The sequence below is a fragment of the Cedecea sp. B1(4) genome (genome assembly GCF_059414925.1).
In genome coordinates this window covers 289,748-316,204 of record NZ_JCAHMZ010000001.1, presented here as the reverse complement: position 1 = coordinate 316,204, position 26,457 = coordinate 289,748, and the positions used below count along the sequence as shown (strand labels likewise).

At 54.4% G+C, this 26,457-nt stretch carries 24 protein-coding genes; 16 read left to right on the top strand and 8 right to left on the bottom strand.

All coding sequences use genetic code 11. The annotated features are described in order from the left end of the window. The first annotated feature begins 53 nt into the window (after positions 1 to 53). The 6 genes from mnmA (at position 54) to ACR6JA_RS01460 (ending at position 6,810) form a co-directional block, all read left to right on the top strand. The gene (gene mnmA / locus ACR6JA_RS01485; protein WP_494493383.1) at positions 54 to 1,163 is read left to right on the top strand and encodes a tRNA 2-thiouridine(34) synthase MnmA; all 1,110 of its coding nucleotides are present in this window, start codon (positions 54 to 56) and stop codon (positions 1,161 to 1,163) included. 22 nt (positions 1,164 to 1,185) lie between these two features. Beyond that, positions 1,186 to 1,815 carry a high frequency lysogenization protein HflD gene (hflD, locus tag ACR6JA_RS01480; protein WP_008453361.1) on the top strand — a complete coding sequence of 210 codons (630 nt, stop codon included), beginning with the start codon at positions 1,186 to 1,188 and terminating at the stop codon, positions 1,813 to 1,815. A gap of 16 nt (positions 1,816 to 1,831) precedes the next feature. Continuing rightward, complete coding sequence (purB, locus tag ACR6JA_RS01475) at positions 1,832 to 3,202, top strand: adenylosuccinate lyase (RefSeq protein WP_494493382.1); 1,371 nt, start codon at positions 1,832 to 1,834, stop codon at positions 3,200 to 3,202. Between the two features lie 271 nt (positions 3,203 to 3,473). Beyond that, positions 3,474 to 4,145 carry a two-component system response regulator PhoP gene (gene phoP, locus ACR6JA_RS01470; RefSeq protein ID WP_008453365.1) on the top strand — a complete coding sequence of 224 codons (672 nt, stop codon included), beginning with the start codon at positions 3,474 to 3,476 and terminating at the stop codon, positions 4,143 to 4,145. Beyond that, the gene (phoQ, locus tag ACR6JA_RS01465) at positions 4,146 to 5,615 is read left to right on the top strand and encodes a two-component system sensor histidine kinase PhoQ (protein ID WP_213715747.1); all 1,470 of its coding nucleotides are present in this window, start codon (positions 4,146 to 4,148) and stop codon (positions 5,613 to 5,615) included. 73 nt (positions 5,616 to 5,688) lie between these two features. Next, entirely contained in the window at positions 5,689 to 6,810 is a 1,122-nt protein-coding gene (locus ACR6JA_RS01460; protein ID WP_494493381.1) for a ribosomal protein uL16 3-hydroxylase, read from the top strand. Positions 6,811 to 6,876: 66 nt separating this feature from the next. On the opposite strand, the gene ACR6JA_RS01455 is transcribed toward ACR6JA_RS01460, so the two are convergent. From ACR6JA_RS01455 to ACR6JA_RS01445, 3 genes are read right to left on the bottom strand one after another with little or no spacing between them, the layout of a single operon-like run. Beyond that, entirely contained in the window at positions 6,877 to 7,905 is a 1,029-nt protein-coding gene (locus tag ACR6JA_RS01455) for an ABC transporter ATP-binding protein (RefSeq protein WP_213715748.1), read from the bottom strand. Beyond that, entirely contained in the window at positions 7,893 to 9,605 is a 1,713-nt protein-coding gene (locus ACR6JA_RS01450) for an ABC transporter permease (protein WP_494493593.1), read from the bottom strand. The genes ACR6JA_RS01455 and ACR6JA_RS01450 overlap by 13 nt, the downstream gene beginning before the upstream one ends. 3 nt (positions 9,606 to 9,608) lie before the next feature. Further along, a complete protein-coding gene (locus ACR6JA_RS01445; RefSeq protein ID WP_494493380.1) occupies positions 9,609 to 10,586 on the bottom strand; it encodes an ABC transporter substrate-binding protein in 978 nt (325 codons plus the stop codon). 502 nt (positions 10,587 to 11,088) lie between these two features. Between ACR6JA_RS01445 and ACR6JA_RS01440 the strand changes: the two genes are divergently transcribed. The 3 genes from ACR6JA_RS01440 (at position 11,089) to ACR6JA_RS01430 (ending at position 14,727) form a co-directional block, all read left to right on the top strand. Then, positions 11,089 to 11,367, top strand: a complete 279-nt coding sequence (locus ACR6JA_RS01440) for a hypothetical protein (protein ID WP_494493379.1) — start codon at positions 11,089 to 11,091, stop codon at positions 11,365 to 11,367. A gap of 21 nt (positions 11,368 to 11,388) precedes the next feature. After that, positions 11,389 to 11,940, top strand: a complete 552-nt coding sequence (locus tag ACR6JA_RS01435) for an Evf family palmitoylated virulence factor (RefSeq protein ID WP_494493592.1) — start codon at positions 11,389 to 11,391, stop codon at positions 11,938 to 11,940. Positions 11,941 to 12,300: 360 nt separating this feature from the next. Continuing rightward, positions 12,301 to 14,727, top strand: coding sequence for a DUF3772 domain-containing protein (locus ACR6JA_RS01430; RefSeq protein WP_494493378.1), 2,427 nt, complete (start codon positions 12,301 to 12,303; stop codon positions 14,725 to 14,727). A 93-nt stretch (positions 14,728 to 14,820) separates the two neighbouring features. On the opposite strand, the gene ACR6JA_RS01425 is transcribed toward ACR6JA_RS01430, so the two are convergent. Further along, complete coding sequence (locus ACR6JA_RS01425; protein ID WP_494493377.1) at positions 14,821 to 15,351, bottom strand: hypothetical protein; 531 nt, start codon at positions 15,349 to 15,351, stop codon at positions 14,821 to 14,823. A 764-nt stretch (positions 15,352 to 16,115) separates the two neighbouring features. Between ACR6JA_RS01425 and ACR6JA_RS01420 the strand changes: the two genes are divergently transcribed. The 3 genes from ACR6JA_RS01420 (at position 16,116) to ACR6JA_RS01410 (ending at position 18,404) form a co-directional block, all read left to right on the top strand. Continuing rightward, positions 16,116 to 16,937: a hypothetical protein gene (locus ACR6JA_RS01420; RefSeq protein WP_494493376.1), complete on the top strand. Its 822-nt coding sequence runs from the start codon at positions 16,116 to 16,118 to the stop codon at positions 16,935 to 16,937. Further along, complete coding sequence (locus ACR6JA_RS01415; protein ID WP_494493375.1) at positions 16,938 to 17,657, top strand: hypothetical protein; 720 nt, start codon at positions 16,938 to 16,940, stop codon at positions 17,655 to 17,657. A gap of 81 nt (positions 17,658 to 17,738) precedes the next feature. Continuing rightward, positions 17,739 to 18,404, top strand: a complete 666-nt coding sequence (locus ACR6JA_RS01410) for a hypothetical protein (protein ID WP_494493374.1) — start codon at positions 17,739 to 17,741, stop codon at positions 18,402 to 18,404. Positions 18,405 to 18,839: 435 nt separating this feature from the next. On the opposite strand, the gene ACR6JA_RS01405 is transcribed toward ACR6JA_RS01410, so the two are convergent. Both ACR6JA_RS01405 and pepT read right to left on the bottom strand, forming a co-directional pair. Then, complete coding sequence (locus ACR6JA_RS01405) at positions 18,840 to 19,196, bottom strand: putative T6SS immunity periplasmic lipoprotein (protein ID WP_494493373.1); 357 nt, start codon at positions 19,194 to 19,196, stop codon at positions 18,840 to 18,842. 59 nt (positions 19,197 to 19,255) lie between these two features. Further along, positions 19,256 to 20,494 carry a peptidase T gene (pepT, locus tag ACR6JA_RS01400; protein WP_494493372.1) on the bottom strand — a complete coding sequence of 413 codons (1,239 nt, stop codon included), beginning with the start codon at positions 20,492 to 20,494 and terminating at the stop codon, positions 19,256 to 19,258. Between the two features lie 284 nt (positions 20,495 to 20,778). On the opposite strand from pepT, the gene potA reads away from it, so the two are divergent. Genes potA through potD form a run of 4 tightly spaced genes read left to right on the top strand, consistent with a single transcriptional unit; the run spans position 20,779 to position 24,587 of the window. Next, the gene (gene potA, locus ACR6JA_RS01395) at positions 20,779 to 21,915 is read left to right on the top strand and encodes a spermidine/putrescine ABC transporter ATP-binding protein PotA (protein WP_494493371.1); all 1,137 of its coding nucleotides are present in this window, start codon (positions 20,779 to 20,781) and stop codon (positions 21,913 to 21,915) included. Then, positions 21,899 to 22,756 carry a spermidine/putrescine ABC transporter permease PotB gene (gene potB, locus ACR6JA_RS01390; RefSeq protein WP_039301993.1) on the top strand — a complete coding sequence of 286 codons (858 nt, stop codon included), beginning with the start codon at positions 21,899 to 21,901 and terminating at the stop codon, positions 22,754 to 22,756. The genes potA and potB overlap by 17 nt, the downstream gene beginning before the upstream one ends. Next, positions 22,753 to 23,544: a spermidine/putrescine ABC transporter permease PotC gene (gene potC / locus ACR6JA_RS01385; RefSeq protein ID WP_494493370.1), complete on the top strand. Its 792-nt coding sequence runs from the start codon at positions 22,753 to 22,755 to the stop codon at positions 23,542 to 23,544. Before potB ends, potC begins: the two co-directional genes overlap by 4 nt. Then, positions 23,541 to 24,587 (top strand): spermidine/putrescine ABC transporter substrate-binding protein PotD, encoded by a 1,047-nt coding sequence (gene potD / locus ACR6JA_RS01380; protein ID WP_039301991.1) that lies wholly within the window; start codon positions 23,541 to 23,543, stop codon positions 24,585 to 24,587. The genes potC and potD overlap by 4 nt, the downstream gene beginning before the upstream one ends. Positions 24,588 to 24,715: 128 nt before the next feature. On the opposite strand, the gene cobB is transcribed toward potD, so the two are convergent. Both cobB and nagK read right to left on the bottom strand, forming a co-directional pair. Next, complete coding sequence (cobB, locus tag ACR6JA_RS01375) at positions 24,716 to 25,537, bottom strand: Sir2 family NAD+-dependent deacetylase (RefSeq protein ID WP_008453397.1); 822 nt, start codon at positions 25,535 to 25,537, stop codon at positions 24,716 to 24,718. A gap of 3 nt (positions 25,538 to 25,540) precedes the next feature. Next, the gene (gene nagK, locus ACR6JA_RS01370; RefSeq protein WP_039292009.1) at positions 25,541 to 26,452 is read right to left on the bottom strand and encodes an N-acetylglucosamine kinase; all 912 of its coding nucleotides are present in this window, start codon (positions 26,450 to 26,452) and stop codon (positions 25,541 to 25,543) included. Between the last annotated feature and the right edge of the window lie 5 nt (positions 26,453 to 26,457).

The window sequence follows — 26,457 nt, the reverse complement described above, 5'->3', positions numbered from 1 at the left end:
CGGCCTGCGTGATAGAATACGCCGCTTTGAAGTTCAATGTCGTGAGTCTCTCCATGTCTGATAACAGCCAGAAAAAAGTGATCGTCGGGATGTCCGGCGGTGTCGATTCCTCCGTTTCCGCTTACCTGCTGATGCAGCAGGGCTATAAGGTGGAAGGCCTGTTCATGAAGAACTGGGAAGAAGACGATGGCGAGGAGTACTGCACCGCAGCGGAAGATTTAGCCGATGCGCAGGCCGTTTGCGACAAGCTGGGCATTGAACTGCACACCGTTAACTTTGCCGCAGAGTACTGGGACAACGTGTTCGAACTGTTCCTCGAAGAGTACAAAGCCGGGCGCACGCCAAACCCGGATATCCTCTGCAACAAAGAGATCAAATTTAAAGCCTTCCTGGAATTTGCCGCCGAAGATTTAGGTGCCGACTACATTGCTACCGGCCACTACGTGCGCCGCGCTGACATGAACGGTAAAAGCCAGCTGCTGCGCGGCCTGGACGGTAACAAAGACCAGAGCTACTTCCTCTATACGCTGAGCCACGAACAGATTGCCCAAAGCCTGTTCCCGGTCGGCGAGCTGGAAAAACCAGAAGTGCGCCGCATCGCCGAAGAGCTGGATCTGGTCACCGCGAAGAAAAAAGATTCCACCGGCATCTGTTTCATCGGCGAGCGCAAATTCCGCGACTTCCTGGGCCGCTACCTGCCAGCCCAGCCGGGTAAAATTATTACCGTGGACGGCGAAACCGTCGGCGAGCACCAGGGGCTGATGTATCACACCCTCGGTCAGCGTAAAGGCCTCGGCATCGGCGGCACCAAAGAAGGGTCTGAAGATCCGTGGTACGTGGTCGATAAAGACGTCGCTAACAATATTCTTATCGTCGCGCAGGGTCACGATCACCCGCGTCTGATGTCGGTCGGGCTGATTGCCCAGCAGCTTCACTGGGTGGATCGCGAGCCGCTGACCGCGCCGCTGAGCTGCACGGTGAAAACCCGCTACCGCCAGACGGATATCCCCTGCACGATTACGCCGCTGGACGCTGAGCGCATAGAAGTGCGTTTTGAAGAGCCGGTAGCTGCCGTCACCCCAGGCCAGTCCGCGGTGTTCTACCTCGGCGAAGTGTGCCTCGGCGGCGGCATTATCGAGCAGCGTTTGCCGCTCGTCAGTTAATTACACACAAGGACGCAGCCTGGTGGCTAAAAACTACTACGACATTACTCTCGCGCTGGCCGGCATTTGCCAGTCAGCCCGTCTGGTTCAGCAGTTGGCACATCAGGGTCATTGCGACAGCGACGCGCTCCACGTCTCGCTCAACAGCGTGATTGACCAGAACCCAGGCTCAACCCTGGATGTTTTTGGCGGCAGCGAAGCTAACCTTAAGCTCGGGCTTGAAACTCTGCTGGGCGTGCTAAACGCCAGCAGCCGCCAGGGACTGAACGCCGAGCTGACGCGCTATACGCTCAGCCTGATGGTGCTGGAGCGTAAACTCCACGCGGCCAAAGGCGCGATGGACACGCTCGGCAGCAAAATTAATGGCCTGCAGCGCCAGCTGGAGCACTTTGATCTCGAGTCTGACACGCTACTGAGCGCCATGGCCGGGATCTACGTGGATGTCATCAGCCCGCTTGGCCCGCGTATTCAGGTCACGGGTTCCCCTGCCGTGCTGCAAAGCCCGCAGGTGCAAAGTAAAGTGCGCGCGGCGCTGCTGGCCGGGATCCGTGCCGCCGTGCTGTGGCATCAGGTTGGCGGTGGCCGCCTGCAGTTAATGTTTTCTCGTCGTCGCCTGACCGATCAGGCCAAACAAATTCTTGCTCATTGTTAACCTCTCAGGAGTTGTTATGGAATTATCCTCACTGACCGCCGTTTCCCCCGTTGACGGGCGCTACGGCGACAAAGTCAGCGCTCTGCGCGCTATTTTCAGCGAATTCGGTCTGCTGAAATTCCGCGTACAGGTCGAAGTACGTTGGCTGCAAAAGCTGGCCGCGCACGCAGCGATCAAGGAAGTTCCTGCTTTTGATGCGGACGCAAACGGTTACCTTGATAAAATCGTCGCCGAGTTCAGCGAGGCTGACGCCGCGCGCATCAAAACCATCGAGCGCACCACCAACCACGACGTGAAAGCGGTGGAATACTTCCTGAAAGAGAAAGTGGAAGCGATCCCTGCCCTCCACGCGGTGTCCGAATTTATTCACTTCGCCTGTACTTCCGAAGACATCAACAACCTGTCTCACGCGCTGATGCTCGACACCGCGCGTAAAGACGTGGTGCTGCCGTACTGGCGTAAAATCATCATTGCTGTGAAAGATCTGGCGGTTCAGTACCGCGACATCCCGCTGCTGTCCCGTACCCACGGCCAGCCGGCGACTCCATCCACCATGGGGAAAGAGATGGCAAACGTCGCTTACCGCATGGAGCGCCAGTTCCGCCAGCTCGGCAACGTTGAAATCCTCGGCAAAATCAACGGCGCGGTCGGCAACTACAACGCCCACATCGCCGCTTACCCGGAAGTGGACTGGCACCAGTTCAGCGAAGAGTTCGTGACTTCTCTGGGCATCCAGTGGAACCCGTACACCACCCAGATCGAGCCGCACGACTACATCGCCGAGCTGTTTGACTGCATCGCGCGCTTCAACACCATCCTGATCGACTTCGACCGCGACGTGTGGGGCTACATCGCCCTGAACCACTTCAAGCAGAAAACTATCGCCGGTGAAATTGGCTCCTCCACCATGCCGCACAAGGTGAACCCGATTGACTTCGAAAACTCCGAAGGCAACCTCGGCCTGTCCAACGCCATGCTGCAGCACCTGGCAAGCAAACTGCCGGTATCCCGCTGGCAGCGTGACCTGACCGACTCCACCGTGCTGCGTAACCTGGGCGTCGGTATCGGCTATGCGTTGATCGCCTATCAATCCACCCTGAAGGGCGTGAGCAAGCTGGAAGTGAACCGCGACCGCCTGCTGGACGAGTTGGATCACAACTGGGAAGTGCTGGCTGAGCCGATTCAGACCCTGATGCGCCGCTACGGCATCGAAAAGCCTTACGAGAAGCTGAAAGAGCTGACCCGCGGCAAGCGCGTTGACGCCGAAGGCATGAAACAGTTCATCGACAGCCTTGAGCTGCCGGAAGAAGAAAAAACTCGCCTGAAAGCCATGACGCCTGCCAACTATATTGGCCGCGCCATAACCATGGTTGACGAGCTGAAGTAATGAAAGAGGCCCTCTTCGGAGGGCTTTTTTTTGCCTGCATTTTGCCCCTCACCCCGGCCTCTCCTCAGAGGGGCGCGGGGGAAAACAAGTGACAAAGTGTCTTTTTTATCCCCTCTCCCTCTGGGAGAGGGTTAGGCTAAGGGCCTCCAGCCGAATGGGATTGTTGACTCAGCGTTAATCTCCATAAGGGCATTGTTTATACGAGGTTTATTTCCTGTCATTAATAATTAGCGCTAAACTATCAATACTATGAATGGATTGAGGAAATACAATGCGCGTACTGGTCGTGGAAGATAATGCCCTGCTGCGTCATCACCTTAAGGTGCAGCTGCGTGAAGCAGGCCACCAGGTGGATGCGGCCGAGGATGCCAAAGAGGCAGACTATTTCCTGAATGAACATACCCCGGACATCGCAATTGTTGACTTAGGCCTGCCGGATGAAGACGGCATGAGCCTGATCCGCCGCTGGCGCAGCCATGACGTAACCATTCCCATCATGGTATTAACCGCCCGTGAAGGCTGGCAGGACAAAGTTGAAGTTCTGGGCGCCGGGGCCGATGACTACGTCACTAAACCTTTCCATCTGGAAGAAGTGGTCGCCCGTATGCAGGCGCTGATGCGTCGTAACAGCGGTCTGGCTTCGCAGGTGATTTCCCTGCCGCCGTTTCAGGTCGATTTATCCCGCCGCGAGCTGTCGATCAACGACAACCTGATCAAGCTCACCGCGTTTGAATACACCATCATGGAAACCATCATCCGCAACGCCGGGAAGGTGGTCAGCAAAGACTCGCTGATGCTGCAGCTCTACCCGGACGCCGAGCTGCGCGAAAGCCACACTATTGACGTGCTGATGGGCCGTTTACGTAAAAAAATTCAGGCTGAATACCCGCAGGAAGTGATCACCACCGTGCGCGGGCAGGGCTACAGGTTCGATCTTCACTAAATGCTGAATATTTTTCGCCATATCCTGCCGCTGTCGCTGCGGGTTCGTTTCTTACTGGCTACCGCCGCGGTTGTGATGGTGCTTTCCCTGGCTTACGGCCTGGTGGCGCTGGTTGGCTACAGCGTCAGCTTCGATAAAACCACCTTCCGCCTGCTGCGCGGGGAAAGTAACCTGTTCTATACGCTGTCCAGTTGGAAGGACGGCAAGCTGCAGGTGGACTTGCCCGACAACATCAGCATCCAAAGCCCGACCATGGCGCTGATTTACGACGAACACGGCAAACTGCTGTGGATGCAGCGTAACGTCCCGGACGTGGTGCAGCAGATCCAGAAAGAGTGGCTGACCGGGAACGGTTTCCACGAGCTGGAGGCTGACTATGCCACCAGTACCGCCCTGCTGGACAACGACAAAGATCGCCTCGCCCAGCTGAAAGACATGCACGACGACGAGAGCGACGACGGCTACGAGATGACTCACTCGGTGGCGGTCAATCTCTACCCGGCGACGGCGCACATGCCGGCGCTAACCGTGGTGGTGGTGGACACCATTCCTATCGAGCTGAAACGCTCGTACATGGTGTGGAGCTGGTTTATTTACGTTCTGCTGGCCAACCTGCTGCTGGTAGTCCCGCTGCTGTGGCTGGCCGCCTGGTGGAGCCTGCGCCCGATTCAGGAGCTGGCGCAGGAAGTGCGCGAGCTGGAGAAACACGACCGCGACAGCCTGAACCCGGACACCACCCGCGAGCTGACCAGTCTGGTGCGTAACCTCAACCAACTGCTGCGCACCGAGCGTGACCGGCACGACAAGTACCGGACCACGCTGACAGACTTAACGCATAGCCTGAAGACCCCGCTCGCCGTCATACAATCGACCCTGCGTTCTCTGCGCACCGACAAGCTGAACGTCGAGCAGGCCGAGCCGGTGATGCTGGAGCAGATCAGCCGCATCTCGCAGCAGATTGGCTACTACCTGCATCGCGCCAGCATGCGCGGTAACAGTACCCTGCTCAGTCGGGAGCTGCATTCCGTGGCCCCGCTGCTGGACAACCTGTGCTCGGCGCTGAACAAGGTTTACCAGCGCAAAGGGGTGAACATCACGCTGGACGTCTCACCGGAAATCACCTTTATCGGCGAGCAAAATGACTTTATGGAAGTGATGGGCAACCTGCTGGATAACGCCTGTAAATACTGCCTCGAATTTGTGGAAGTGACCGCCCGCCAGACCGACGATGCGCTGCACCTGATCGTAGAAGACGACGGCCCCGGCATCCCGGAAAGCAAACGTGCGATGGTCTTCGATCGCGGCCAGCGGGCCGATACGCTGAGGCCTGGGCAGGGCGTCGGGCTGTCGGTTGCCCGAGAAATTGTCGAGCAGTACAACGGCGAGATCCAGACCAGTGCCAGTATTCTGGGCGGCGCGCGCATGGAAGTGATTTTTGCCCGCCAGCAGCCGGAACAGAATGAAGGGTGAAATAGTCCCGTAACCCGGCTCGCCATCCGTTATAATCCGTGTCAGGCTCCTCCATCTGCAGGAAGACAATAATATGGATTATCACCTGGATTTAAACTGGCCCGACTTTATTGCACGCTACTGGCAAAAACGCCCTGTGGTACTGAAGCGCGGCTTTAAAAACTTCATCGACCCTATTTCACCGGATGAGCTGGCCGGACTTGCCATGGAAAGCGAGGTGGACAGCCGCCTCGTGAGCCACCAGGGCGGCAAATGGCAGGTCAGCCACGGCCCGTTCCAGAGCTACGATCACCTCGGCGAGAACAACTGGTCGCTGCTGGTGCAGGCCGTGAACAACTGGCATGAACCTTCCAGCGCCCTGATGCGCCCCTTCCGCGCCCTGCCCGACTGGCGCATTGACGACCTGATGATCTCCTTCTCTGTGCCAGGCGGCGGCGTAGGCCCGCACCTTGATCAGTACGACGTGTTTATTATCCAGGGCGTGGGCCGACGCCGCTGGCGAGTAGGCGAGAAAGTCGCCATGAAGCAGCACTGCCCGCACCCGGACCTGCTCCAAGTTGAGCCGTTCGACGCCATCATCGACGAAGAGATGGAGCCGGGCGACATTCTGTATATTCCGCCGGGCTTCCCGCACGAAGGCTACTCGCTGGAAAACGCGCTGAACTATTCCGTCGGCTTCCGCGCCCCAAGCGGCCGCGAGCTGATCAGCGGCTTTGCCGACTACGTGCTGCAGCGCGAGCTGGGCGGGTTACGCTATACCGACCCGGACGTGCCTGAGCGCCAGCACCCGGCGGATATTCTGCCGCAGGAAATCGACAAGCTGCGCGAGATGATGCTGGACATCGTTAACCAGCCGGAGACCTTCCACAGTTGGTTTGGCGAGTTTATTACCCAGTCCCGCCACGAGCTGGACGTTGCGCCGCCGGAGCCGCCTTATCAGCCGGATGAGATCTACGACGCGCTGCAGCAGGGTGACTCGCTGGTACGCCTGGGTGGCCTACGCGTGCTCCGCGTGGCCGGAGAGGTGTACGTGAACGGCGAGAAGCTCGACAGCCCGCACCGCCCGGCAGTCGAAGCGTTGGCCAGCCACATTAAGCTGGACGCAGAGAAGTTTGGCGATGCGCTGGAAGATCCTTCCTTCCTCGCCACGTTAGCCGCGCTGGTGAACAGCGGCTACTGGTTCTTCGAAGACTAAAGCCCTGCCCCGCCTTCGCCGTTTTATCGCGGTGAAGGCGGGATATTCCTGCCAACAGCGTGTTTCTCACGCCGCATCCAGCCGCCAGCCCTGTAACAGCCGCACATTCACGGTCTGCCGAACCGCCAGTGGCACAGAATGAAACGCGCTCAGCGCCTGCCCGTCCTGCAAACGTAGCTCCAGCAGATAGCGTTCTCCCTGATAAATACAGCTTTCGACGCTGGCCACCGGCCCACTGCCTGAGATCTGTACATGCTCCGGGCGCACCAGCACCGGCACGGTTTTATCGCGCCCCGGTTGATCCAGGCCGCCATGCAATGCCGCGAGATCCAGACTTTGTAAGCCCGGCGAAACGGCGAGGGACAGCACGCTGCCCTGGCCGATAAACCCGGCCACCCAGCTATTCTGCGGCTGCTGATAAAGCTGCTGCGGCGTCCCCCACTGCATCAGCTCGCCCTGGTGCATCACCGCGATATGGCTGGCGAGCGCCATCGCCTCAGCCTGGTCGTGTGTGACGTAGACAAACGTCGCGCCCGTGCGGCGATGAAACTCGCGGAAAGTCTGTTCCATAGTGGCGCGAAGATGGCGGTCGAGGTTCGCCAGCGGCTCATCGAGCAGAACCACGCGCGGCTCCGAGACCAAGCAACGCGCCAGCGCCACCCGCTGCCGCTGCCCGCCGCTGAGTTCCTGGGGCGAGCGCCCGAAATAGGCCCCAAGCTCCACGACTTCCAGCGCCTCCATCACCCGTTTCTGCCGCGCCGCACCGTTGATCTGGCGCAGCTTCAGCGGGTAGCCGACGTTTTCCCCCACGGTCATGTGCGGCCACAGGGCGTAGGACTGAAACACCATGCCCATGTCGCGCTGTTCCGGCGGAACGTGGGTGCCGCTGTCGGCCAGCAGCTTATCCCCCAGCCACAGGCGACCGCCGCTCAGCGACTCCAGCCCGGCCACAATCCGCAGCGTAGTGGTTTTGCCACAGCCGCTCGGCCCCAGCAGGGCGGTAAACGCTCCGGACGGGATCGTCAGGCTGAGATCCTTCACCACGGCCTGGTCGCCAAAGAATTTGCTGAGCTTGTCCAGCCTTAGCTCTGCCATGGGATCACTCCTTTCGGTAAATAACGGCCCAGCGCGCCGAGCAACAGCATCACCACGGCGACCAGCCCCACCACCAGCACGGAAATCGCCGAGGCCATCACCTTGTCGCCGCTTTCGTCGAGGTTAAACACCACCACGCCAAGGGTTTCTTTCCCGGCGCTCCAGAGCAGCGCGGAGACAGTCAGCTCGTTCACCGCCGTGAGAAATACCAGCAGCGCACCGGCAAAGGCCGCCGAGGCCAGCAGCGGCAGCACGATGTGGCATAACCGCTGGGAGGCGTCCGCTCCTGCCAGGCTCGCGGCCTCTTCCATCGCCGGATCCAGCTGCAGCATGCTGGTGTGAACCGGCTTCAGGCAGACGGTAAGAAACCGGGCCAGGTAGGCGAAGAAGATAATCGTCAACGTGCCGCTGAGACTGACGTTTAGCAGCGGCAGCGGGCGCACAAACAGCAGAATGCACGCGATGGCCAGCACCACGCCGGGCAACGTGTAGGGAATATCGATCAGGCTGTGCAGCCAGCGCAAAGGCCGGCTGGGGCGGCGCACCAGCAGCCAGGCCAGCGGCAGGCTCAGCGCCATCAGCAGCCCGGCGGCGCTGACGGAGAGCAGCAGGCTGTTGGTCAGCGCCCGCCAGGTGGCGCTTTGCTCATCAAAAATGCCGGTCCAGGCGGCAAACGTCAGCGTGTCGCCGTTGAGCGGCACGCCCAGGGTTGGCACCAGCGAGGTGGCGATCAGCGCCAGCAGCGGGGCCACCAGCACCCCGCCCAGCACGAGCGAGAGCAGGATCTCCACCGCCAGCCGCCCTTTCCCTGTCGCAATACTTGCCGCCCGCCCGGCCATGCCGATCAGCGGCAAAGCGTAACGCCGCTGCATAATGCCCTGCAGCGTGACAATAGCGACGGCCAGCATGCCCATCAGCACCGAGAGCGAGGCCACCTCGTTCAGCATCGACGGGCCAAAGCTGGAGAGCGTCTGGTAGATGTACACGGGCAACACAAAATAGGAAATGGGGATGCCAAGCATCGCCGGGATGCCGAAGTTGCCGAGGGCGGAAACAAAGGCCAGCGCCACCCCGGCCCACAGCGCGGGTCGGCACAGCGGCAGAATAATGTCGATGAAAACTCGCCAAAGAGAAGCGCCGTTCAGCCTCGCCGCCTCAATCTGTTCCTGCGGCAGACTCTGCAACTGCGTGCGCAGGGTCAGGAACACCAGCGGCGCGTGCTGGATGCCGAGCAGGAAAGCGATCCCCTCTGCCGAATAAAGCGGATTGGGGCTGCCAAACCCCGGCGCCAGGCCGAGGCTGTTGAGCAGCACGCTACCGGGGCCGAACAGCTGCAGCCAGCTCAGGGCCGTGATCTGCGGCGGGATCATCATCGGCAGCATAAAGAGAAACGCCCAGGCCTGACGGCCCCGGATGTTCATCAGGCCGAGGCAAAAGGCAAACAGGCTTCCCAGCAGGAGGGAAAGCAGCGCCCCCAGGCCGCTGGTATACACACTATTCCATAGTGCGACCCAGGTGTTCGGGTTGCTGAGCACGCGGCCAAGGCTACTTTGGCCGCCCAGTCGCCAGTCCACCAACGCGGAGATCAGCAGCTGCAGGCTGGGGAGCAGGCTTAAGAGCGCAATGACGACGACAAGCAGGCGCAGCAGCCCTTTCATCAGGCTGCCGTCGTTAGGGCGGGACAATGCCGGGCTGAGCATCAATCAGCGGCTACCGAACAGGTCGGCAAAGCGCTTTTTGTTGGCGTCGGTGTCCGCCAGCGCTTTGGCGGCATCAAACGGCATGATTTTGATGCTGTCGCGCGGCGGGAAACCCTGCGGCACCGGCAGGCTGGCATCCGCAGGCAGGTAGCCCTGTTTCAGCACCAGCTCCTGCCCCGCTTTGGAGAGCACGAAGTCGATAAATGCTTTCGCCGCTTCGGGATTTTTAGCGCCCTTCATCATCGCCACCGGCTCGGTGACAATGCTCACGCCCTCGGTCGGGAAGGCAAACTCAATCGGCGCGCCTTTGGCCTTCTCACGGATCGCCATGTAATCGACCAGCACGCCGTAAGCTTTGCTGCCGGAGGCAATGGCGTTCATCACCGCGCCGTTGCCGCTCTGCGGCATCGCCCCGTTGGCCTTCAGTTTTTCGTAGTATTGCCAGCCCAGCGTCGGCGCACCCATGATCGCGGCCTGATGGATCTGCGCCGCGCCGGAATAAAGCGGGCTTGGCAGCGTGGTCATGTTCTTCAGCTCGGGTTTGAGCAAATCGAGCCATGAAGTGGGCTTGACCGGGGCTTTGCTGTGGTAGGCAATGCCGGTGGTAATCAGTTTGGTGCCGTAGTAATAGCCGTCTTTGTCATACAGCTGGGCGTCGAAGCGCGCCGCTTCCGGCGATTTATAGGCTGCCAGCAGGTTTTGCTGCTTGAGGGATTCCATGGTCACGCTGTCGGCAATCAGCAGCACGTCCGGTACCGCGCCCCCGGCGGCCATTTCCGCCTGTAAACGGGCGGTCAGCTTGCTGGTGCCGTCGCGGATCCATTTCACTTCGATGTCCGGGTTCGCTTTTTCGAAGGCGCTGACGGTGGTCTGCGCATCTTCATTGGGCTGGCTGGTGTAAAGCGTTAAGGTCGATTTCGCCAGGGCAGAAGTGCTCATTACTGCCAGCACCATCGTCAACAACACATGTTTTTTCATCATTTTATGTCCCTTTTTTTCCGTGGCGACGATTAAACCAGCCGAATCTGACAAGAGTATGACCACCGCCAGGCGGGTACTAAAGTTGGCTGGCCCGAAACACGTTAAGCGTAGCGCTTAATAGCCCTAACAGGAGGAAAACATTATTAATCCCGGTAAATAATGGACTGTTTTTGATTGGTCACATATTGCCTTAAATTAAATTAACAGCATCAATCTTGTTATTTTAAAAAATAAAAAATCAACGCATTATATATTTTATCAGCATGGCATTTGATATCAACAAAATAAAAAACAAACTGCATCTGCATCTGACACATATAAAAGCCATGCAGTTTTACCCGGTTGCTATAATCATCGAGTGTTTAGCGTAACGTTAAATACGGCAAGTAACATATTGCATATATTTAGATTATTTACACATCCGGTCAAATGAATATATTATATGGAATATTCCGTTTTTATTTGACACACAGCATAAACATCCATTGTGGAGAACGTTGTTATGTTCAATGAAAAAGCGATCGACGCGGCAGAAGCATATTTTAGTCAAATTCACGGCTTGAAAGGGGCTGAGCTCCTGAGTGATAAGCCCCCGCTTGTCCCCGGCCTGTCTCAGGATGGCGCCGTGCAATATCAAACATACCAATTCAATGACGCACCGGCTAATTTACAAAAACAGGTCGAAGCCGGCCGTGTATTAATGGAGCGCTTTGTAGGGGTGGCCAGCGCAGCGGTGAACAAAAAAGCCCCCAACAGTGCGGATAAATATAATTATAAATAGTGGAAGGAAGTCACCCAGCAACTGATCAACGCCTTTTTTACCGATCCGGTTTCAGGTGATAAAAGCCTGGACACGTCGGTCAAAGGGATTGAAATTGCAAAAACGGTGATTGAATTTGCCTGCAGCGTTATCGCGGGGAATGTCACTGCTTTTGCGGCCTTCCTGAAAGGCTTTGGCGACGGGCTTAGCGCACAAATGAATAAGACCACCGCCGACTATAATTACCTGTATGCTTATTCCACTCACGATTTATTTAAAGACAACAGCGGCAATATTTTCTATAAGCCCAGTTTCCTGGTCTACGGCACCTATTTTAGTCAGGCGCAAAAGAAAATAGCCACGTCATGCGGATCCTACAATGAAGTGAACCTCAAATTCGGGGTTAATACCGTGGGCGGTACCTTCAAGATTGAAGAGTACTTTAGCAACCCCGCCTTCAAGAAACGGGTCGATGATTTTCTGGATAAATATGAAGGGAAAGCTATCGACGAGACCGATTCCTACTTCGACGGCATTTTCAATGGTTCTTCCCCGGCGAAAGATTATCGGTTTAAAAAAGAGCATGCCTACTAGCCTGATTGTCTCCGGCCCAAAGATGGCCGGGCATAATGCCGTCAGCAGCCACAGCTGACTTTTCAGGGGCGGGCTCTCCGCCCTAAGAACGACGCTGTGGCTAGCCCCCGTCTGGTGTACGCCGTGCCATTCGGGGGCAAATTCTTTTCTAATGGGGTTTATTGAAAAAATTGAGGGTCACGGCAATACGACAACTTAAAAGGTAAGTGACGCCGGAGTATACCCGGCCCCGGACAAGGAGAATTTTCAGGCTGGCGGGAGAAGCCCTCCCCTTTGGCCAGCCGGGGATAAAAAATGGCAATCTGACCAGCGCCTGCCCATACTGGGGGGAACGTTAATAGGGACATCGAGCGCCATCCCATGAGCAAAACTCTGCATACTTTCTTCCTCACCTGCCTGTTATTTGTTGGCTTGTTTCTGACAGCCCAAAGCAGCCTGGCGGCCCCAACTGAAGACCAGGATCCCAGCCTGAAAGAGATTGCCGGGCAGTTGAAGCAATACAAAACGCAGATAGACAACATTAAGCAGCAGGTTTCGCAGACCAACACCGACAGCCGGCTGATCAAGCTGTTCGACACCACGCAAAAGCTCGGCGTGGAGGTGGATAGCCTGGCCGCGCTGCTGCAGCCGATGCACGACAAAGTTCAGGCCCAGCTCCAGGTGCTGGGGCCCGCTCCTGAGGCTCCGGCAGGGACTGAAACCGCCAGCGTGTCTCAGCAGCGCAACGCGCTGAACAGCGACAAAAAGCAGATTGATCAGGCCATCGGCACCTCACAAAGCCTGCAAACCAACATCCGGGCGCTGGGCATCCAGATAAACGATCTCCGCCGCACCTATTTTAAATCCCAGCTGGCCTCGAACAGCGGGAGCATGTTGAGCGCCACCTTCTGGCTGCAGGAAGCCGACACCCAGGCCGTGGATATCCAGCGCTTCAATGCCTTTGGCGAGCAACTGCTGGAAACCTGGCAGGCGGCCTGGGAACCCGAGTGGTGCTGGGGCACCGCCTGGCTGCTCGTGGCTGCCGCCACGATTGTGTTCGCTGGCTGCTACCTGATTGAGCGGCTGCTGGTCTGGATCGCCATCACCTGGTTGCCGGATGGCCGCCTGCGTCGCAGCTTTAATACGCTGGCCAGCACGGTAGGGACCATGTTTACTTTTGCGCTGGGGCTTTCCATTGTGAAAAGCGCCTTTTCCCGGGGGGCGGCCTTCTCTCCTCAGGTGAGCGATTTTGTCGACGGCTTTGTGCAGCTGACCGTATTCTGCTCATTGATTTATGGCGCTGGCCGCGCGTTCCTGTCCCTGAATCGCCCTTCGTGGCGGCTGGTACAGCTCGACGACAGCGTGGCGGAAAGCGTGCGTTACTTCCCGCCACTGCTGGCGATTCTGGGGCTGATCATTGGCTGCCTCGACCTGATTAATAATACGATTGGCGCCAGCCTGGGCACCACGATCCGCGCCAACGGGCTGATTGCTGCCGTTATGGCCAGCGTGCTGCTGGTCATGATGCTGCGCGTGCAGCACGCCCACCGGCGGCTGGAAAGAAACGGCGAGCCTGCCGAAAAGCGCTCCCGACTCGACGCCTTAGTCTGCCTGCTGGTCATGCTCGCCTCGCTGGCAATTCTGGCTTCGCTGCTGGTCGGCTACATCGCCTTCGCCCGCTACCTGACTTACCAGGTCATCTGGTTTGGTATGGTGCTGGTGGCGTTTTTTTATCTGGTGACCTTCGCCACCGACTTTTTCGCCGCCGTGTTTTCACCGCACACCGCCCCCGGCCAGGCGATGAAAAAGTCGCTTCGGTTTAAAGACCGGCACCTTGAACAGCTGGCGGTGGTGTTTACTGCCTTCACCAAATGCGCGCTGATACTCATGACCATCATCGCGCTGTTTAACGGAACCTTCGGCACCACCACACCGAGCTTGCTTATCAGCAAGCTGGTAACGATTTTAAGCGGCGACGGGCTGAAGCAGCTGCACATCGTGCCAGGCAACCTGCTGAACGCCGTGCTTTGCCTGGTGATTGGCCTGTACATTCTGCGCGTGACCCAGCGCTGGCTCAGCCAGGAGCTGCTGCCCAAAACCATTACCGATATCGGCATTCGCGCGTCGCTGATTACGCTGTTTACCAACGTCGGCTACGTGCTGCTGATCCTCATCACCCTGGCCGCGCTGGGCATTCAGTGGAACAATCTGGCCTGGATTGTCAGCGCCCTGTCGGTGGGGATCGGCTTCGGCCTGCAGGAGATTGTGAAGAACTTTATCTCCGGCCTGATCCTGCTGACCGAACGCCCGGTCAAAGTCGGCGACATGATCGGCATCGGCGGCATTGAGGGCGACGTGCGGCGGATCAACGTGCGCGCCACGGAGATCCAGCTCAGCGACCGCTCGACGATGATCGTCCCCAATTCGCAGCTGATTTCCCAGAACGTGCGCAACGCCACGATGGGCAACGCGCAAGGGGTGGTGACCATCGCCCTGACCTTCCCGACCAATATTGACCCGGAACTGGTGCGCGATTTACTGCTCAGCGCCTACCAGGACTATGAGGTGATCCTCCCGGCGCCTGCGCCGTATGTGCGCTTCAGCCAGCTGGGGCCGGAAGGCATTATCCTGAGCGTGACCGGCTACGTCGCCAGCCCACGTATGGTCGGCTCCAGCAAAAGCGAACTGCTGTTTAATATCCTCAAGCTGCTGCGCAAAAATGAGGTGAATCTGTCCAGCCCGCAGGAAGTTGTTTTTATGAAGCAGCGGGCAAAAGCTTTGGACGATGACGATGAGTTTTCGTCTTAGGTTGAGGCTGATTTCAGGACTACTGGCCTGAGTCTCTGGTGCTCTGCCCGCCTTCGCCGTGCTTTGTCACAGCGAAGGCGGGACGCCGTTTATTTAGTGCAGGCCCTGCACTAGTTCGCCGTTAGTCCACGCCAGCCCTTTCTTCGTGCGCACGAAGCGCGGCGCGGTTAAATTCTCTTCCAGCAGGCTGAACAGCTGGCTGAGAAGATCCGTCATCTGCACCTGTTGAGCCTGCCCCAGCTGCTGACCCAGCAGCACCTGGGTTACGGCGCAGCAATATTCGCAGAGCACATCGGAATCGGCCTCCGACACGGTGCAGGGTGCCGCCGCTTGCCCCTCTTCCACCGTTAACCGCTCAATAAGATGCTGCGGCAGCGGATGGGTTAAGACCACCCTCAGCACGTTAAACCCCGCCAGCAAACGCCCCACTAACGCTATATATTCCGCATGGCTATGTGTTTCGGCTAATTCATCCATCCAGCAGCTGCAAATATCCAACACATGGAATAAATCGTCCTTTGCGCCCAGCGGCATTTTTAATAACGCTGCGATGTCCTTAGCAATAATCGTTTGATCCTTCGTCATTTCCGTGTACGCGAATGTGTTACTATCGGCGTTAGCCATAATGTGACTCCTCTAGCTAGTTACGTTGTGGTTAGCCCTCGTCTGGTGTTGGCGCACCTTTCGGGGGCGAATTCTTTTCATGCGTTAACTTTGATTGCTTTCTGGGTAATACTTTCTGTTTTTTATACTGGATAAGTCAACAGTGGTTTGGTTTAAAATTATTGGAAACCTAAAAAACTCGAGGGGGATCGCGGAAATGTGAGAATTGAAAACTGGGGTTGCATAGAGGGTTTTTCTTTAAACCTGGAACTTGTAACACTTTGATTATTTCATTCTTTTCTATAACTCAACCAAAGAAGCCTCATAATGGAAAACTATTAAACCATACCATTAAAATTTACTAATTTTGTGCATCATAAATAAATTTATTTCAATCCGTAAGTTATCCTAATTGCACCTACGCCATTGTAAATAAAACTCGGTTAAATAGATTACCCGTACCATACTGAATTAATTCAAGCACAGCCTACTAATATTGGTAGTTGGATATCCATCGATTTAGAGTCAAATTTTGTATACATTAATCAATAAAGACGTTAGTATAAATCTAATATTTATATTCATCAATAACACTAAGTTCAATCGGTATAATTTACAAGTGTTAACTTCAAGAGAACCAGCATACCTTAATTTTTCAATGGAGATTATGAAGTTAATTCAACCAGTAACATCATATTAAATCAACTCAATATTCATGAGTTTTCCCGTTGTCGTTTAAGATAAATTTCCGCCTCTTTAAATGCTTATGAAAGGACTATTTAACCATGATGAAAGTTAGCTTCGATGTAGTAATGAAAAGTGGTCAACAAGATGTAGATATGGACTACGCTATTGATACACTATCCGGCACAGCTCAGGTGACATGTCTGATCGCAGAAGGAATATTAAATCAAAAAGTTATTAAGCGGCGAACCTCTGCCAATGAAATTAGAGCTATCCTCAAGCAAAGTTTCAAAAGTTCTTATGGTCAAAATTTTGATATAATTCTTCATAATGAAGAACATATAAAAACAATGGCAAAAATTGGTAGGACGGTCTTTTCTGAGGTTATGAGGTATTTTATATCTGAAGCTTTATACATCGAGTCTCAGCAAGTATCACCTAGAGCTGAAGCTATAATTGCATCTTTATCCGAAATAGAAGATGATTTAGTAGAGAGAATAAGAAATCCATTGCAAGAAATGCATCAAATTACTTTGCAAAGTGGTTTTAATGTAGAACTGAATTATAAACGCCCTAGTGATGAATTTAAAATAATTACTTTAACACAAGACACAGCAAGAAACATAACACAGTTTGAAATTGAGAATAACGTTGTTGATATTACTGCTGCTATAACTCGTTACAACTCAAGAACTGGTAATGGAAGACTTTTGTTACCCGGTGAAGATAAAACAGTCGCATTTGGTTTCTATGATAAGATGATTAATGTTACAGCAGCCCAAAAAAGAAAAATTTCGGCTAATTTACATCATAATACAGCGTTAATACAAGAAGATTATACTTACTTATCGATAAAAGTTAAAAAGGTAAAGATTTTAAGTGGAGAGACCATTAAGTATCTAGTTATGAAGGTAAATGATTAAATGAAAAAAACGATAAGTATAGCTGCTTTTCTCATAGCAGCCGTATGGGGGCTATACTTCTATAAATTCGGAAGTTTGAGTCACCTATCTGTATCTAAAGAAGCATGGGGACAATTCGGAGATTATGTAGGTGGTGTGATTAACCCTCTGTTATCATTCATAACAATTATATTGCTTATTAAGTCTCTAAATGAACAACAAGTTGCTAACAAAAGTTTGATTACAGAAACTCAAAGGCAGGAAAAACTTGAAAACATTAAAAAACTAGAGAGCAGGTTTTATAACTTAATCGATTTACAGAAAAAGGGATTTAGTGATTTCTTTATTGAGCATGAGATTTCAAATTCTTTACCTAAAAAAAAATTTAATGGCCCACTTGCAGCAAACTTTCTTGAAAGCAATGTCATGCAATTAGTCGAGACTGGATCAAGTCAAGATGTTATTCGCTCTGCTATAGAACAGTGGGACTCACATGATCATTTAATGTCATTAGTTAGATGCTTCTATTTATTAATAAAATTAATTGATGATAAATCAGATGTTCATGACAAAGAAGAGTTTTATGAAACACTTATTAATCTGACTGACATTAAGCTACTGACAATAATTTGCATTATGGTAAGCTACTATGACTGGGATAATATAAGATACATTAAAAAAAGTAAGATTCTTGATCGAGATGGGTTGTCAGAGTTACTAGTGTTTTTTTCCCAAGAATAGAATGTTGATGGCGTCAATAGCTCGATGTAAATATTCCACCACCTTACTGAATTTTAACTTATCAGCACATAAGGAAATAACATGAATAATTCCATTGTGATATTCTGTACATTGTTTACTGCTTTTGTAGCAGGGATTTTTTCGTTATTTAACCTGATTAATAATAAAGAGCAAAAAATTTCAGAATTTAGGCAAGCATGGATAGATGGACTCAGGAGTGATATATGTGGACTGACATCATCTCTTATCTATATTTCATATTACAGTTCTATTCGAATTATTAATAATCCAAATGAAGCAAAAGATATTGAAGGTTCTCATAAGCAATTCATTACATGCTCTGCTTCTATTCTAACAAAAGTTAATGCCCAAGATCCTGATGGTAAACTTAAAAAAATAAATGATAACTTCTTAGAAGTTTTTGATAAAATTCAGATTGATTTCAATGCTTCTAACTATATTGAAGCATCAAAACTAACAAGAGAATTGCTTGATGCCTCTCAACCGCTTCTAAAAGCCGAATGGGAAAGAGTCAAGAATGGTGAGAGTTCTTATAAGAAGACCAAGGCTTTTGCATGGACTCTTTCTTTGTCAGGAATTTTTGCGCTAATTTTATTTTTATTTGTAAATTATAACACTGCAGAACAGACAAACTCACCAAAAAACCAGAAATTATCAACAAAAATAAGCGCGAGCATATCCAATCAGAAAACTGAAATAAATAAAATAACACTCTGGGCTTCATAAACAAATAACACATCCAACCAATGTATACCTTCTTATAAACACGCGCTGATTGGATGACGAATATTAATCAACTTCAATATACTGAGCAAAGTATTTATCAATCGATTTGAATTTACTATATACGAACGTAAATACATTATATTAGTTATGTATAGATCATCACTCTCTTTATTTAGAATAAAAAAGTATCTTCACAGTTTATCAAATTGTCTATTTATGTTAACTTTATAATATTTCTTGACTGCTAACATGATAATTTACACGATTATCATTGTTGAGTTTCATAACATTCATGGTTCAAAAGCCAGTGTTCATCAGAAGATAATATCCATCAATGTTGATTTATCTAATATTAACACTCAGGGTTACCACTATGGCGACTATTTAAAATATATTCAATCTCTCGGAAAATAACGTGATGCATCACATTACTCACTACTCACAAATTATTCCCCCCTGCTTCATCCCACCAACACCATCCAACGCAAAGTTAACCCAATACTTCACATCATTCATTTCATAGAGCAGGTTATAGGTCACATCTTTCTTAAGCGTCAGGTTAAAGCAATGATCCGGGTATTTCTTGGCGATATGGTCTTCAAACAACAAAGGATGCTGGTATGTATCTGCGGACGAAGTTAAGAGATAATAGCTAAGCACATCACCTTCCTTCGACTTAATACAAATTACATCGCTGTTCTTTTGATAAACACTGCCCGCGCTTCTAAAGTCCAGCCGGTCGCCAACACAGCCCGAAATTAGAAATATCAGAATAAGTAACAGATTTTTCATGCTGAATAAGTCCCTTTTTAAAAGGGGCGTCCAGCCCCTTCCCTTTCATTCAACTAGCGCTAAGCGCCCGTCCCCCCCGCCTTCCCCGTCAGCTCAGCAATTCGCACTATCACCGCCACCGCCTTCTCCATTCCTTCCAGGGTCACGAACTCGTGCTTGCCGTGGTAGTTATAGCCGCCGGTGAACAGGTTCGGGCACGGCAGGCCTTTGAAGGACAGCTGGGCGCCGTCGGTGCCGCCGCGGATCGGCTTCATGACAGGCTCGATGTCGCAGTCACGCATCGCCTGCTGGGCCACTTCGACAATATAAGGATGCTCGGCCACCTTCTCGCGCATGTTGTAATAGCTGTCTTCTATCACCAGCTCGATATAGCAGTCCGGGTGCAGGCCTTTGCCGACTTTCTTGGCGATCTCCATCATTTTGCGCTTGCGGGCTTCGAACTGCTCGCGGTCGAAGTCGCGGATGATGTAGTGCATCTCGGCGCGGTCGACGGAGCCTTTCATGGTGTTCAGGTGGTAGAAGCCTTCGTAGCCTTCGGTGCATTCCGGGCTTTCGTCCGCCGGGACTTCAGCGTGGATGCGCGCCGCCAGCGACAGGGCGTTCACCATCACCCCTTTGGCTGTGCCGGGGTGCACGTTGTTACCGACGATTTTGATGGTCACGGACGCGGCATTGAAGTTCTCGCTTTCCAGCTCGCCCACGCCGCCACCGTCCACGGTATAAGCCCATTCGGCGTTAAAGGCGTCGACGTCGAAGAAGTGCGCGCCCTTCCCGACTTCCTCGTCCGGGGTAAAGGCTACGCGGATGTCGCCGTGCGGGACGTTTTTGCCTTTTAATACCGCCAGCGCGGTCATGATTTCCGCCACGCCTGCTTTGTCGTCCGCGCCCAGCAGGGTTTTGCCGTCGGTGGTGATCAGCGTCTGGCCCATCAGCTGGTGCAGCACCGGGAACATTACCGGGGAGAGAATTTCATCGCCGATGCCGAGCGCGATGTCGCCGCCGCGGTAGTTCTCGACGATCTGCGGGTTCACGTTTTTGCCGGTGAAGTCCGGCGCGGTGTCAACGTGGGAGATAAAACCAATGGCCGGGACAGCGTGCCCGACGTTCGATGGCAGCGTGCCCATCACCGTGCCGTGGTCGCTGAGCGTGACGTCCACCAGCCCTAACTGTTCCAGCTGCTCTTTTAGCAGGCGCAGGAGCTTCCATTGCCCTTCGGTGCTCGGCACCTGCTTAACGCCGGGCCTGGATTGCGTGTCCAGAGAGACATACTGCAAAAAGCGCTCAAGTAATTTATCCATTTAGCCACCCTCGTTTTTTGTGACATCAATTATCAATAAGCCGCATCGGGCAAATATTGCGTCAGGTCACTTTTAGTCGGTTACGGAAAAAAATAGTTTTCGCAGGACGTAACAAAGCCAGGGTAAAACGTACCTTTAACCGTAGACGATAACGGCCAGGCTTTGTGGCCATCGGGATTGGCGATCCCGCCGCTTTGCCGTAGAATGCCAGCCCTTACTCAACGTGCCAAAACCCAAGGTGGTTAATCACAAACCCCGTATCCTTCGCTCCGGATACGTCATTTATGGGACAGCGTAAAAAATTGAAAAAACAGCCTCGTTCGCACTCCATGCTGGTCAACCTGGCGGGAGTCGCCAAGCGCTTTGATGGTAAATCCGTAATTTCTGACTTCTCCCTCACCATTAATCATGGTGAATTCCTGACGCTGCTAGGCCCTTCCGGCTGCGGCAAAACCACCGTACTGCGCCTTATCGCCGGGTTAGAAACCGTCGATGCCGGGCAAATCACGCTCGATAATCAGGACATCACCCATGTGCCTGCCGAGCACCGCCACGTGAATACCGTTTTCCAGAGCTACGCCCTGTTTCCGCACATGACGGTGTTTGAAAACGTCGCCTTTGGCCTGCGGATGCAGAAAACGCCGGCGGCGGAAATCACCCCGCGCGTGGCCGAAGCGCTGAAAATGGTGCAGCTGGAAGAGTTCGCCCAGCGCAAGCCAAACCAGCTTTCCGGCGGCCAGCAGCAGCGTGTGGCAATTGCCCGCGCAGTGGTGAACAAGCCCCGGCTGCTTCTGCTCGATGAGTCGCTGTCGGCGCTGGACTACAAGCTGCGCAAGCAGATGCAGAACGAGCTCAAAGCCCTGCAGCGCAAGCTCGGCATTACGTTTGTGTTCGTCACGCACGATCAGGAAGAAGCCCTCACCATGTCTGACCGTATCGTGGTGATGCGCGACGGCAAGATTGAGCAGGACGGCACGCCGCGAGAAATTTACGAAGAGCCAAAGAACCTGTTTGTGGCGAGCTTTATCGGCGAGATCAATATCTTCGACGCGACGGTGCTCGAGCGCATCGACGAGCAGCGCGTGCGGGCGAACGTGGAAGGCCGCGAATGCCATATCTTCGTGAACCAGCCGGTGACCGTCGGGCAAAGCCTGAAGGTGCTGCTGCGCCCGGAAGATTTGCGCGTGGAAGAGGTCAACGACGCCCGGGAAGTGGACGGCCTGATTGGCTATGTGCGCGAGCGCAACTACAAGGGCATGACGCTGGAGTCCACCGTCGAGCTGGAAAACGGCAAGATGGTGATGGTCAGCGAGTTCTTTAACGAAGATGACCCGGACTTTGACCATACACTGGATCAAAAAATGGCGGTGACCTGGGTAGAAAGCTGGGAGGTTGTGCTGGCAGATGAAGAGCTCGCGTAAATTCCAGAATGTGGTGATTGCCACCGTGGTGGGCTGGCTGCTGCTGTTTGTCTTCCTGCCCAACCTGATGATCATCGTCACCAGCTTCCTGACTCGCGATAACGACAACTTCGTGAGCCTGGTGTTTACGCTGGATAACTACACCCGGCTGGCCGACCCGCTGTACGCCCAGGTGCTGCTGCACTCGCTGAACATGGCGGCGATAGCCACCCTGGCCTGCCTGGTGCTCGGCTACCCTTTCGCCTGGTTCCTGGCGCGGCTGCCGGAGAAGGTGCGCCCGCTGCTGCTGTTCCTGCTGATTGTGCCGTTCTGGACCAACTCGCTGATCCGTATTTACGGGCTGAAGATTTTCCTCAGCACCAAGGGCTACCTCAACGAGTTCCTGCTGTGGCTGGGGCTTATTGACACACCGATCCGCATCATGTTCACTCCGAGCGCGGTGATTATCGGCCTGGTGTATATCCTGCTGCCGTTTATGGTGATGCCGCTTTACTCGAGCATTGAGAAGCTGGACAAGCCGCTGCTTGAGGCGGCGCGGGATCTCGGCGCCAGCAAGCTGCAAACTTTTGTGCGCATTATTCTGCCGCTGACCATGCCGGGAATTGTCGCTGGCTGCCTGCTGGTGATGCTGCCGGCGATGGGGCTGTTCTACGTGTCGGATTTGATGGGCGGCGCGAAGAACCTGCTGATCGGCAACGTGATTAAGAGCCAGTTCCTCAACATTCGCGACTGGCCGTTTGGCGCAGCGACGAGCATTACGCTGACGCTGGTAATGGGCCTGATGCTGCTGGTGTACTGGCGCGCGGCGCGCCTGCTTAACAAGAAGGTGGAACTGGAATGATCGGACGCCTGCTTCGCGGCGGCTTTATGTCCGCCATTTACGCTTTTTTGTATATCCCGATCGTTATCCTGATCGTGAACTCGTTCAATAGCTCTCGCTTCGGCATTAACTGGCAGGAGTTCACCACTAACTGGTACAGCCTGCTGATGAATAACGACAGCCTGCTGCAGGCCGCAAAGCATTCGCTGACGATGGCGGTGTTTTCTGCCAGCGCCGCCACGCTTATTGGCTCACTTACCGCTGTGGCGCTGTACCGCTATCGCTTTCGCGGCAAGCCGTTCGTCAGCGGAATGCTGTTTGTGGTGATGATGTCCCCGGACATCGTGATGGCTATCTCGCTGCTGGTGCTGTTTATGCTGCTGGGCGTGTCGCTTGGCTTCTGGTCGCTGCTGTTTTCCCACATCACCTTCTGCCTGCCGTTTGTGGTGGTCACCGTTTACTCGCGCCTGAAAGGGTTCGACGTGAAGATGCTGGAAGCTGCGCGCGACCTGGGTGCGAGCGAGCTGACCATTCTGCGCAAGATTATTCTGCCGCTGGCGATGCCCGCCGTGGCCGCTGGCTGGCTGCTAAGCTTTACCCTGTCGATGGACGATGTGGTGGTGTCTTCGTTCGTGACCGGGCCAAGCTACGAGATCCTGCCGCTAAAAATTTACTCGATGGTCAAGGTCGGCGTTTCGCCGGAAGTGAACGCCCTGGCCACTATTCTGCTGTTACTTTCACTGCTGCTGGTGATCGCCAGCCAGCTGATTCTTCGCGATAAAACTCAACCTCAGGGGACGTTAAAATGAAAAAATGGCCACGCCACCTGCTTGCTGCGGGCGCTCTGGCGCTCAGCTTCGGCGCCGCACATGCCGACGACAGCAAGACGCTTTATTTCTACAACTGGACCGAGTACGTGCCGCCGGGCCTGCTGGAGCAGTTCACCAAAGAGACTGGCATCAAGGTGATTTATTCGACCTACGAGTCGAACGAAACCATGTACGCCAAGCTCAAGACCTACAAAGACGGCGCGTATGATCTCGTGGTGCCATCCACCTACTTTGTGGCGAAGATGCGCAAAGAAGGGATGATCCAGAAGATCGACAAGAGCCAGCTCAGCAACTTCAAAAATCTCGACCCGGATATGCTGAACAAGCCGTTCGACCCGAATAACGACTATTCCATCCCGTATATCTGGGGGGCCACGGCGATTGGCGTGAACAGCGACGCTATCGATCCGAAGAGCGTCACCAGCTGGGCCGACCTGTGGAAGCCGGAGTATAAGCAGAGCCTGCTGCTGACCGACGACGCGCGCGAAGTGTTCCAGATGGCGCTGCGCAAGCTTGGCCTGTCCGGCAATACCACCGATCCGAAGGAGATCGAGGCCGCGTACCACGAGCTGCAAAAGCTGATGCCCAACGTGGCGGCATTTAACTCCGACAACCCGGCCAACCCGTATATGGAAGGCGAAGTGAACCTCGGTATGGTGTGGAACGGTTCGGCCTATGTCGCTCGCCAGGCCGGGACGCCGCTGGAGATCGTCTGGCCGAAGGAAGGCGGGATTTTCTGGATGGATAACCTGTCGATTCCGGCCAACGCGAAGAACGTCGACGGCGCGCTGAAGCTGATCAACTTCCTGCTGCGCCCGGACGTGGCTAAGCAGGTGGCGGAAACCATCGGCTACCCGACGCCAAACCTCGAAGCCCGCAAGCTGCTGCCGAAGAATGTGGCAGAAGATAAGTCGCTGTACCCGGATGCAGAGGTGATTAAGGCTGGCGAGTGGCAGAACGATGTGGGTGACGCGAGCGCGCTGTATGAGTCTTATTATCAGCGGTTAAAGGCGGGGCGGTAGGTCTAAACTTCGCCAACCCTCACCCCGGCCCTCTCTCTGGAAGGGAGAGGGGGAAAACAATTGATTTATGCTCGATCCAGTTCCCTCTCCCCTTTGGGGAGAGGGTTAGGATGAGGGGCTCAGAAGCACTACAATCCCTTCAAAAGCTTATCCACAAACTCCGGCACCACCTGACTCGCCAGCCCGTAATGCTTCTCTTCAAACTCGCTGCCAACCTGGCTTGGCTCCAGATTCAGCTCCACGGTGTGTGCCCCCTGCAAACGGGCCTCATGCACAAAGCCCGCCGCCGGGTAAACGTGCCCGGAGGTACCGATAGCAATAAAGTAATCTGCGGTGGCAATCGCCTGATAAATCTCGTCCATGCCCAGCGGCATTTCGCCGAACCAGACGACGTGCGGGCGCAATGCCGAGGAAATCTGGCAGCAGTGGCAGCGGTCTTCCGGGGTAATATCGTCCTGCCAGTCCAGCACCTGGCCGCTGCTGGCGCAGCGAACTTTCAGCAGCTCGCCGTGCATATGGATGACGTTTTTACTGCCCGCCCGCTCGTGGAGGTTGTCGATATTCTGGGTGACCAGCACAAAATGGTCACCCAGCGCCTCTTCCAGCTTCGCCAGCGCCAGATGCGCGGCGTTGGGCTGGATTTCCGGCTGCTGAAGCTGGCGGCGGCGGTCGTTATAAAAACGCTGCACCAGCGCCGGGTCGCGGGCGAAGCCTTCCGGCGTCGCCACGTCTTCGACGCGGTGCTCTTCCCACAGTCCGTCAGCGGCTCTGAAGGTACGGATGCCTGATTCAGCGGAGATCCCCGCCCCGGTCAGTACAACTACTCTTGGTCTGTCCATCGCTTCCGGCCCTGTCCTGTCTCTGAAAAAGATGCGCTGACGCAAACGTTGGCGCAGCAGGCGTTTGTTCTTCCGAAACCGGCTCAGCCGGTGCTGACGACGAGAAAGCATGACTTACTCCGTGTAGTGGAGGAATGCCGCACCACGCATACCGCCTGCGTCACCGTGGCGCGCCTGTTCAATACGCGGCACTGCGGCAACCGGCAGCAGGTACTTCGGCAAGCGTTCCGGCAGTTGGGCGTAGATATCGCTAAAGTTAGACAATCCTCCGCCAATCACCACCAGATGCGGGTCAATTGAGGTCAATAAATTGCCGAGGCAGGCGGCCAGCAGCTCCAGGAAACGGTCCACGTGCTCGATGGCCTGCTCGTCGCCCTGGCGGTAGCGGGAGATGATCTCTTTCGCGTCCAGCGGCTCCTGGTAGAAGTGCTGCCACAGCCAGGCAAAGCCGCGCCCGGAGAGGTAGTTTTCAATGCAGCCGTTTTTACCGCAGCCGCAGCGGGTGAAAGGGATATCACGCCCGAGGATTTCCAGCGCGTCCACCGGCAGGCGGGTATGGCCGAATTCGCCGGTGATATAACTGCGGCCGGTGATAGATTTGCCGTTGATGATGATGCCGCCGCCGACGCCAGTGCCGAGGATCAGACCCATCACCACCGGGTAGTTGAGGAATTCGTCGTCCCAGGCTTCGGAAAGCGCGAAGCAGTTGGCGTCGTTGTCGATGCGCACGTCGCGCTCAAGCATTGCGCTCAGGTCTGCGCGAAGCGGTTTGCCGCTGGCAGCCGGAACGTTGGCGGCATACAGCGTGCCGTCGTCGGTTTCCGGCATGCCCGGAATGCCAATGCCTACCGAGCCGCGGCAGTTAAACTTCTCGTCTGCCTGCGCCACCAGCCCGACCACCGCGTCGAGGAAATTTTCGTAACTGTCATGAGGAGTAGCAACCCGGGCTTCCCAAAGTAAACGCCGCTGCTGGTCGTAAACGCCGAGTGCAATCTTAGTGCCGCCGATATCAAATCCGTAATACATCGCTG

Coding starts and splice junctions, on each gene's coding strand:
- mnmA (WP_494493383.1), top strand. CDS start 54: ATGTCTGATAACAGCCAGAAAAAAGTGATCGTCGGGATGTCCGGCGGT.
- purB (WP_494493382.1), top strand. CDS start 1,832: ATGGAATTATCCTCACTGACCGCCGTTTCCCCCGTTGACGGGCGCTAC.
- phoP (WP_008453365.1), top strand. CDS start 3,474: ATGCGCGTACTGGTCGTGGAAGATAATGCCCTGCTGCGTCATCACCTT.
- phoQ (WP_213715747.1), top strand. CDS start 4,146: ATGCTGAATATTTTTCGCCATATCCTGCCGCTGTCGCTGCGGGTTCGT.
- ACR6JA_RS01460 (WP_494493381.1), top strand. CDS start 5,689: ATGGATTATCACCTGGATTTAAACTGGCCCGACTTTATTGCACGCTAC.
- ACR6JA_RS01455 (WP_213715748.1), bottom strand. CDS start 7,905: ATGGCAGAGCTAAGGCTGGACAAGCTCAGCAAATTCTTTGGCGACCAG.
- ACR6JA_RS01450 (WP_494493593.1), bottom strand. CDS start 9,605: ATGCTCAGCCCGGCATTGTCCCGCCCTAACGACGGCAGCCTGATGAAA.
- ACR6JA_RS01445 (WP_494493380.1), bottom strand. CDS start 10,586: ATGATGAAAAAACATGTGTTGTTGACGATGGTGCTGGCAGTAATGAGC.
- ACR6JA_RS01440 (WP_494493379.1), top strand. CDS start 11,089: ATGTTCAATGAAAAAGCGATCGACGCGGCAGAAGCATATTTTAGTCAA.
- ACR6JA_RS01430 (WP_494493378.1), top strand. CDS start 12,301: ATGAGCAAAACTCTGCATACTTTCTTCCTCACCTGCCTGTTATTTGTT.
- ACR6JA_RS01425 (WP_494493377.1), bottom strand. CDS start 15,351: ATGGCTAACGCCGATAGTAACACATTCGCGTACACGGAAATGACGAAG.
- ACR6JA_RS01420 (WP_494493376.1), top strand. CDS start 16,116: ATGATGAAAGTTAGCTTCGATGTAGTAATGAAAAGTGGTCAACAAGAT.
- ACR6JA_RS01415 (WP_494493375.1), top strand. CDS start 16,938: ATGAAAAAAACGATAAGTATAGCTGCTTTTCTCATAGCAGCCGTATGG.
- ACR6JA_RS01410 (WP_494493374.1), top strand. CDS start 17,739: ATGAATAATTCCATTGTGATATTCTGTACATTGTTTACTGCTTTTGTA.
- ACR6JA_RS01405 (WP_494493373.1), bottom strand. CDS start 19,196: ATGAAAAATCTGTTACTTATTCTGATATTTCTAATTTCGGGCTGTGTT.
- pepT (WP_494493372.1), bottom strand. CDS start 20,494: ATGGATAAATTACTTGAGCGCTTTTTGCAGTATGTCTCTCTGGACACG.
- potA (WP_494493371.1), top strand. CDS start 20,779: ATGGGACAGCGTAAAAAATTGAAAAAACAGCCTCGTTCGCACTCCATG.
- potB (WP_039301993.1), top strand. CDS start 21,899: ATGAAGAGCTCGCGTAAATTCCAGAATGTGGTGATTGCCACCGTGGTG.
- potC (WP_494493370.1), top strand. CDS start 22,753: ATGATCGGACGCCTGCTTCGCGGCGGCTTTATGTCCGCCATTTACGCT.
- potD (WP_039301991.1), top strand. CDS start 23,541: ATGAAAAAATGGCCACGCCACCTGCTTGCTGCGGGCGCTCTGGCGCTC.
- cobB (WP_008453397.1), bottom strand. CDS start 25,537: ATGCTTTCTCGTCGTCAGCACCGGCTGAGCCGGTTTCGGAAGAACAAA.
- nagK (WP_039292009.1), bottom strand. CDS start 26,452: ATGTATTACGGATTTGATATCGGCGGCACTAAGATTGCACTCGGCGTT.